At 66.6% G+C, this 7,679-nt stretch carries 8 protein-coding genes; 4 read left to right on the top strand and 4 right to left on the bottom strand.

Annotated features, from left to right (window positions below):
* Together U9980_RS11190 and U9980_RS11185 are read left to right on the top strand one after the other, a co-directional pair.
* On the top strand, positions 1-908 hold a 908-nt coding region (locus U9980_RS11190; protein ID WP_322767854.1), incomplete at its 5' end, for a radical SAM protein.
* Positions 892-1,482: a 3'-5' exonuclease gene (locus U9980_RS11185; protein WP_322767853.1), complete on the top strand. Its 591-nt coding sequence runs from the start codon at positions 892-894 to the stop codon at positions 1,480-1,482. The genes U9980_RS11190 and U9980_RS11185, both read left to right, overlap by 17 nt.
* Here U9980_RS11185 and U9980_RS11180 read toward each other — a convergent pair.
* Complete coding sequence (locus U9980_RS11180; RefSeq protein ID WP_322767852.1) at positions 1,441-1,668, bottom strand: hypothetical protein; 228 nt, start codon at positions 1,666-1,668, stop codon at positions 1,441-1,443. The two genes, U9980_RS11185 and U9980_RS11180, sit on opposite strands and share 42 nt — an antisense overlap.
* Between U9980_RS11180 and U9980_RS11175 the strand changes: the two genes are divergently transcribed.
* Both U9980_RS11175 and U9980_RS11170 read left to right on the top strand, forming a co-directional pair.
* Positions 1,558-2,106 (top strand): dTMP kinase, encoded by a 549-nt coding sequence (locus U9980_RS11175; RefSeq protein ID WP_322767859.1) that lies wholly within the window; start codon positions 1,558-1,560, stop codon positions 2,104-2,106. The genes U9980_RS11180 and U9980_RS11175 overlap by 111 nt on opposite strands.
* A gap of 131 nt (positions 2,107-2,237) precedes the next feature.
* A complete protein-coding gene (locus U9980_RS11170; RefSeq protein ID WP_322767851.1) occupies positions 2,238-2,624 on the top strand; it encodes a hypothetical protein in 387 nt (128 codons plus the stop codon).
* Here U9980_RS11170 and U9980_RS11165 read toward each other — a convergent pair.
* The 3 genes from U9980_RS11165 to U9980_RS11155 all read right to left on the bottom strand — a co-directional run bounded on the left by U9980_RS11165 (position 2,621) and on the right by U9980_RS11155 (position 7,498).
* Positions 2,621-5,056, bottom strand: a complete 2,436-nt coding sequence (locus U9980_RS11165; RefSeq protein ID WP_322767850.1) for an ABC transporter substrate-binding protein — start codon at positions 5,054-5,056, stop codon at positions 2,621-2,623. The genes U9980_RS11170 and U9980_RS11165 overlap by 4 nt on opposite strands.
* A gap of 77 nt (positions 5,057-5,133) precedes the next feature.
* Positions 5,134-6,219, bottom strand: a complete 1,086-nt coding sequence (locus U9980_RS11160; protein WP_416210233.1) for an amidohydrolase family protein — start codon at positions 6,217-6,219, stop codon at positions 5,134-5,136.
* A gap of 151 nt (positions 6,220-6,370) precedes the next feature.
* A complete protein-coding gene (locus U9980_RS11155; protein WP_322767848.1) occupies positions 6,371-7,498 on the bottom strand; it encodes an amidohydrolase family protein in 1,128 nt (375 codons plus the stop codon).
* Between the last annotated feature and the right edge of the window lie 181 nt (positions 7,499-7,679).

Below are 7,679 nucleotides of genomic sequence, written 5' to 3'. Positions count from 1 at the left end.
TGCAGGTGTTCAACAGGGCGACCGACCCGTTCCTCCCGGTCGTCCGGCCGCACACCTTCGCCGTGCTGGAAGATCTGGATGAGCGCGGGCTGACGAATCACGTCCTGGTCATCACCAGGCACAGCATGAAGCCCGAGGACGTTGAGCGGCTGAACCAGCTCAAGCACGTCAAGGTGACGTTGCTGTTCACCTTCTCGGGCATCGACAACAAGGAGATCGAGCCCTACCCGTCTTCGGTGGCTGCCGAGTCCTTGAAGCTCATGAGCGCACCGAAGCGCCGAAAGTACCGCACCATCCTCTACTGGCGCCCGCTGGTGCCTGGTCTCAACGACTCAGACGAACACCTTGACGCCGCCTACGGGCTGGCCCAGAGTGCCGACGCCACGGTGTTCACGGGACTCTTCTACCGTGATCAGATCGCGGACTACTACAAGGCCAACGATCTGCCCGAGCCGTACGAGGACACCGCACGCCGGAAGATCGTGCCTGAGACGTTGGAGCAGCGCGTCTTGGCCGCGTTCGACAACTCCACGCCGTTGTTCCGCAAGACCAGTTGCGCGGTCGCCTACGCGCACGGCCTCCCCGACTACAACGGGCACTACGGCATCGGGCGGGAGGTGTGCGACATCTGTCCGCTCAGTCAGCTCGAACTCTGCGCCACCGCGCACCGCGTGCCGTCACCCGGCCGGTTGCGGGAGGTCGCCGCTGGCCTGCCCGAGGCGCGTGGTCTGGTGGTCGTGGACATCACCGACCGCGCGGCCGTGGTGTCCGGGCTGGAAACGGAACAGCCGCGCTACTACCTGCAACACGCGCTTGGCTTCCAGGTGCACGACGTGCGACACCCGCACCGCGAGCATCGGCATGGTCGAGCCGACATCGGATGGAAGGAACGTGAACAAGGTGACTGACTGGACGAGCCTCAACTACGTGGTCGTGGACGTGGAGGGCAACGGCCAGCAGCCGCCCGACTTGGTGGAGCTGGCCGCCGTCCCGATCGTCGGCGGGGTCATCGGAGAACCGATGAGCTGGTTGGTCAAGCCGGCGTCGCCGATCAAGCACTTCGCCACCCGTATTCACGGCCTGACGAACAAGGACGTGGCCGGCTGCCCGCCCTTCGAGGCGGTCAAGGTCGATGTCCTCATGGCGTTGAGCCACCCGGCGATCGTGGCGCACAACGCGCACGTGGACGTCGGCGTCCTTCAGCGCAAGATGACTGGCTGGGAGCCGCCGGAGGTGTTCGACACGCTGAAGCTGGCGCGCCGGTTGGTGCCGGGGATGGACGGCTACCGGCTCGGTCGTCTGGTCGAGTCGTTCAACCTGGCCGAGGGCCTAGCGGACGACATCTCGCCGCACCGCGCCACCTATGACGCACTGGTGGCGGCCCGGCTGTTCGTGCTGCTCGCCGACAAGGCGCGGAGCGTGGAGGAACTGCGCGGCGAGTCACCAGTAGGGGGCGAGGATGAAACTCCGGCCCTTTTCTGACCATGAGCGCGGGTTGTTCGTCTCGGTCGACGGGCCGAGCGGAGCGGAGCGGGCAAGAGCACCATCGTTCGCCACCTGGCGCAGCTCCTCGTTGCCGCTGGCGAAGACGTCCACGTGACGGCCGAGCCGTCCACCGGCCCCATCGGCACGCTCTGCCGCGAGTTGACCGAGACGACTACTGGTCACACCCTGGCCTGCTTGTACGCGGCGGATCGCTACCACCATCTTGAGGCTGAAGTCCGACCCAACACCGAGGCCGGCCGGACCGTCATCTCTGACCGCTACATCCCGTCAGGTCTGGTGATGCAGCGCTTCGACGGCATCGACCCGTCGTTCCTCTGGCACGTCAACGCCGAAGCTGATCGGCCCGACCTCGCCGTGATCCTCGAAGCTGACCCAGAGGTCATCTCGGAGCGACTGAGTGAACGCGGGCCGCATAACCGCTTCCAGCTCTCGCCCGGCAGCAGCCACGCCGAGGTCCACTTCTACCGGCAGGCAACCGAGCGGTTGATCCAAGCGGGCTTCGACGTGCTGCGGGTGGACGTGAACCGCCAACCTCCCGAGCAGTCCGCGGCGCTCATCCGCGACCGGCTAATGACATTCTTCGCACCTGCGACGGGGTGAGCGGACACGGTCGAGACGATCATGGAAGCGGAACACAACCTCGCGTTCTGACGCGCACCCCTGAACCGGCAGGACTGGCGACGGTGGTTCCTCCCGTCGTCGGTCCTGCCAACCATTCCCGGAGACCAACCATGAAGCCCTTGATGTACGGCTACCTGCGGATAGAAGACGAAGTATCAGACGATGAGATCACGAGCGCCGAGCGGCAGATGAAGCACTTCGCTGAGGTCGAAGGCTTCTGCTACGCCACCACGTTCTTTGAGTACCAGACAGGTTCGCACGCAGCGTTTGACGCGCTGGGCGAAGAACTGAGGCGTGCCGAGGCGCGGCACGTGATCGTGCCGTCCATACCCGAACCGCGGACGATGACTGAGCGGCCCCGTCCCAAGGCGATGGCTGACCTCACCTTGGCGGCCACGTCCACGGCGGCGAATGTCGGCACGATGTTCCACTGGATCATCTGCTCACGCAGTGTCACCCCCCGTTGTCTGCTGGGCGCCCGAAAGCCCCGAGGCTAGGAGGCGGGTGCTTCCAAGCCCGGCATGAGTTCTTCCACCAGGCCCTCGCGGCCGCCGAGTACGGTGCGCAGGACGAGGTAGTCGGATCCCTTGTAACCGCGGTGGTCGTAGGGCCCGAAGCCCAACACCGTGCCCGGGGCTCCCATCGTCGCCGGCACCATCCGGACCTTCTCCAGTCCCTTCGCAAGGCCCTCGGGGGTGACCGGGCGTGCGCGGGCGATACCTTCGGCGAGCACCCGGCCCATGTCATACATGTGCGCCGGGTAGCAGCCGTAGGGCTTCGCACCCCCGAAACGTGCGACATAGCGGTCCTGGAAGCCCTGGAAGACCGTGTTGCCCTCGTGCAGAAGATCGACCCCGACCCAGCCCTCGAGCAGCTCCGCAGGCGCGGGGAGGTTCATCAGCGCCGGGCTGCCGAGCTCCTGGTCCAGGCCGCTGCACAGCACCCAGGTGGTGATCGTGACTCGGGGGACGTCCCAGCCCTCGCTGATCTGGCGGGCCATCTGTGACAGGACGGCGTAGAAGGACAGTCCGTATCCCAGGTGGGCGACGCTCTGTGCACCCGACGCGCGGACTGCCCGCAGCGCGGTGTCCATCTCGCCGTCGGTGACCCGCGGCGACACGATCTGATCGCTGGTGACCTGTAGGCCGAGGGTGCGGGCGTGGAGGCGGAACCAGTCGTAGTACTCGTCGCCGATCGGGTTGTCCTCACGGACCACTCCGACCCGCGTCACACCGCGGCGGAGAAGGTGACGCGCGATGTGGAAGGTCTCATCGGCGAAGGTGCCGTTGGGCGTCTGGAAGCAGAAGTCCCCGGCGAACTTCGTCGTCGCGCAGTAGGAGATGACCGGGACGCGCGTCCGCTCGATCTCGTCCCGCAGGATGCGAGTCAGGTCGGTGATGAACGGACCGACGACCCCGAGGACCTTCTCCTTGTGAACCAGGTCCCGCCACGCGCGGACGACGTCGGCGGCACGGCCGTCCGGCGGGCCTTCGACCTCGCGGAAGACCAGTTCGACCTCGCGGTCGAGGAGCCCTGATTCGAAGGCCTCGGCGAACGCGAGGCGCAGGCCGTCGTACCACTTCTCGACCGGTGCCCACAGCGCCCAGTCCTGCAGCACGCCGATGCGAAAGGGCGTGCGATCGCCGACCAGGCTGTAACGGGTGCCGGCACCGGACAGGGCGTGGTTCGCACCGTCGACGTTCGCACCGTCGACGTCCGCAGCGTCGACGCCCGCAGCGTCGACGCCCAGTGGCGAGGTCGCCAGCAGGTCTGCCCACGTCACGTCGACCAGCTGCTCGATACCGTCGGCGATGGTGCGCAGGACGATGTAGTCGCCCTTGTAGCCACGGTGGTCGTGCGGTCCGAAGCTGATGACGGTGCCCGGTCCACCGATGCACGCCGGCACCATGCGGGTGCGCTCGAGGGCGTCGGTGAGCCCCTGGGCCGACGGGGGCCGCATCCGGCCCAGTGCGTCCGCGACGACGAAGCCGTGGTCGAAGCCGAGAGCCGCGTAGGCGTGGAAGGGTCTGCGACCGAAGCGCTTCTCGAAACGGGACAGGACATCCTGGAAGTGCCGGTTACCCTCGTGGATCTGGTCGAGCCCGATCCAGCCGTCGAAGTCCGCGATGAGCGCGGCCTGGTCGTAGTCACCCGCGCCCCCGAACGCGGTGATGGCGACCCACGTGGTGTTCTGCACCTTCACGGGGTTCCAGCCGAGCTCGTCGCCGACCGCCTTGACCGCGGCGCGGACGGGGATCAGCGCGCCGTAGGCGGACAGGACCAGGACGCACTCGGCGCCTGTTTCGTGAGCTGCCCGCAGAACGGGCTCGACCGGCTCATAGGTGTTGAACAGTCCGACGACGTGGTCGGTGACAAGGGTGAGGCCGTAGCGCCTGGCCGCGGCGCGGAAAGCGGCACCGTACTCCTCGCCGATGATCCCGTCCTCGCGGAACAACGCGACGCGGGTGATTGCCTGGGACGCGAGGTAGCCGGCGAGCAGTACCGCCTCGTCCGGGAATCCGCCGTTCTGCAGCGCGAAGGCGTAGGGGCCGGCCCAGTCGAAGGTGGCACAGAAGCTGATCGTCGGCACGCCGGTGCGGTTGACCTCGTCGACGAGGGCCAGGTTGGCCTCGGTGACCACGGGTCCGATGACGGCGAGGCAGTCCTCGTCGTGGACGAGCTCTCGCCAGGCGTCGACGACGACGGAGCTGGTACCCCGCATCGGTCCCTGGACCTCGCGGATGACGAGCTCGATCGCGCGGTCGACGTCGCCGCGCTCCTCCGCCTCGGCGAAGGCGAGCCGGATGCCGTCGTAGAAGTCCTGGATGAGGTTGGTGCCCCCGGCGAACTCCATGCAGACGCCCACCTTGTGGGGAGCACGCGGGCGCCTTGTCAACAGCTCCTGAGAAGCTTTTTCCTTCGCCACCATGCTGAGGTCTCCATCCCCGTGGCAACTGCCGACTGCTGACTGCCGTATCTCTCGACGGACCTGGTGACCTGGATCGGTCAGCGGGTGATGCCGATGCGCGCCAAGCCGAAGCACTCGATGGCGTTGCCCCGCAGCAGCGCCCAGGTCTCGTGTTCGGTGAGCCGGGCGGCGGTGACGATTTTCTCGGCGGTCTCGCGCGAGTGGGGAAACGTGGAGTCCGAATGCGGGTAGTCGGTCTCGAACATGATCTGGCCCATGCCGACGACGTCACGGCTCGCGAGGCCGTGCATGTCGTCGAAGATGCAGCCGTAGACCCGACCGGCGATGTAGGAGCTCGGCGGCTCGGGCAGCGCGTCCCGGAGCTTGTTGCCGTAGTAGTGGCTGCGCTCCCACACGGAGTCCAGTCGCTCAATCATGAACGGCATCCAGCCGACCTGACCCTCGGAAAGCGCAATCTTGATATTGGGGTGACGCACGAGGACACCCGAGCACAACCAGTCCACGAACGCGTGCACGGAATTCTCAGCGGTCAACGCCATACCGGCCTCCAACGGCGCGTCGGGCGCCGTCAGCGCCATCTGTGACGACGATCCGATGTGCATGTTGATCACAGTGTCGGTTGCGTCGCACGCACGGAAGAACGGCTCCCAGTGCGAGCCGTAAATGCTGGGGAGCCCCAACGGGACCGGGCTTTCGGAGAAGGCGACCGCATGCGAACCATTCCCGGCGCAGCGAAAGATCTCGGCGGCGGCGAGTTCGGGATCCCACAGCGGGATCAGGGTGCACGGGATGAGCCGGCCGTAGGCGGCGCCGCCGGACCAGTCGTCGATCATCCAGTCGTTGTAGGCCTGGACGCAGAGCAGCGCAAGCTCCTTGTCTTCCCGCTCCAGAAACGTCTGGCCACAGAAACGGGAGAAGCTGGGGAACGAGAGGCTGGCCTCGGTGTGGTTGTGGTCCATCGCCTCCAGCCGAGCATCCTGCTGCCAGCAGCCTGGGACGATGTCGTCGTAGGTCACCGACGCCGCCGACGGCTCGTCGAGGTACCCGACCTGGGCCATCCCACGGGGTAGTGGCCACACCAGATCGTCGTAGCGCCACAGGTCGACGGGACCCGCGTCGGGGTGCGGCTCCTCACTGAACCTCAGGCCCCCGTCGAAGATCATTCGACCATGCCGGCGCTCGAGGCGGGGCCCACGGTCGGCATACCTCGCGGGCAGGCGGTCCGACCAGAGCGTCGGGGGTTCGATTACATGATCGTCTACGCTGATGATCCTGGGGATGTCCATGTGACGCGCTCTCCTGTTCCCGGGCCGCTCAGACGCCGCCGACGCCGATCTTCCAACGGAAGAGCTCCTCGGCGTTGCCGCTGGTCATCGCCTTCGCCTCGGCGGCGGGAACGTCGCAGAGAAGCTCCGCCACCTGCTTCTGGCTGTGCGGCCAGAGCGTGTCGGCATGGGGGTAGTCGCACTCCCAGAGGATCTTCTCGACACCGACGTCGTGCCGGACCTTCACGCCGAACGGCTCTTCGATCATGCACGCCCAGATGTTGCGTTCCCAGACCTGGCTCGGGAGCAGGTCGTCCATGCCCGCCCAGAGGCGGTGCTTGAGAAACTGGCGGTCGGCCCGCTCGATGGCCGACGGGATCCAGCCGATCCCACCCTCGGACAGGGCCAGCTTGATCATGGGGTACCTGCGAGGTACCGGGCTCATCGCGAACGCGACCATCGCCGCACAGGCGTTGACGTTGCCCAGAGCGATCGGAAGGACGAAGGGGCCGTCGTCCGGCGCCGGGTTGGTGAGCTCGCCGCTGGAGCCGATGTGCATGCAGACGACGACCTCGGTCTCCGTGCACGCCTCCCAGACGGGGTTCCAGAAGTCGCTGAACAGTGACGGCAGGCCGAGGGAGACCGTGCCCTCGGGAAAGGACAGGGCGCGGGCGCCCTTGGCGGCGCAGCGTCGAATCTCGGTCGCCATGGCGACCGGATCCCATACCTGGCCGACGATGCAGGGCACGAACATCTCGGGCGCGGCGGCACACCACTCGTCGATGTGGAAGTCGTTGTAGGCCGCAACGCACAGGCTGGCGAGTTCCTTGTCGGCGTAGTTGTTCAGCACCCGGCCACCGAAACCCGCCAGCGTCGGGAAGCAGAGGCTCGCCAGGATGTTGTCCTCGCGCATGTCCTCGGCGCGCGCGCGGGGGTCGTAGCAGCCGGGAATCATGTCGCTGAAACGGACGGGCTCAAGGTTCCATTTCTCCTGCGGTTTGCCCGCCACGGCGTTCAGGCCCATCTGGGGGAACGTCTCGCCCTCCCAGACCCAGTACTCCCGGCCGTCCCGCTCGATGACGTGCGGAGCGTCGTCCGCGTATCTGGCCGGCAGGCGGTCAGTCCAGACCTTCGCATGTTCGATGATGTGGTCGTCGACGCTGAAGAGGTCGAACACGATGCCGCTCCCTCGGGTACTAAACCGGTCCCTGTTTGTAGCACCGGCGGCACGGGGCCGAGGGAGAAGTCGTCGACAACGTCGTTCTCAGCCTGTGGTTGCTAGATCCTCGTGGCGAAGCTGGATCAACACCGATCCTGCGATGATCTGACGGCATCATCGAGGCCGCACCACTCGGTAC

This window comes from Protofrankia sp. Cr1, from assembly GCF_963555865.1.
In the GTDB taxonomy this organism is placed as follows: domain Bacteria; phylum Actinomycetota; class Actinomycetes; order Frankiales; family Frankiaceae; genus Protofrankia.
The sequence above is the reverse complement of the archived record's forward strand: the minus strand, read 5'-3'. Positions and strand labels throughout refer to the sequence as shown.

Excerpts from the sequence above, each read along its gene's own strand:
- U9980_RS11170 (WP_322767851.1), top strand. The coding sequence starts at position 2,238 with ATGAAGCCCTTGATGTACGGCTACCTGCGGATAGAAGACGAAGTATCA.
- U9980_RS11165 (WP_322767850.1), bottom strand. The coding sequence starts at position 5,056 with ATGGTGGCGAAGGAAAAAGCTTCTCAGGAGCTGTTGACAAGGCGCCCG.
- U9980_RS11160 (WP_416210233.1), bottom strand. The coding sequence starts at position 6,219 with ATGATCTTCGACGGGGGCCTGAGGTTCAGTGAGGAGCCGCACCCCGAC.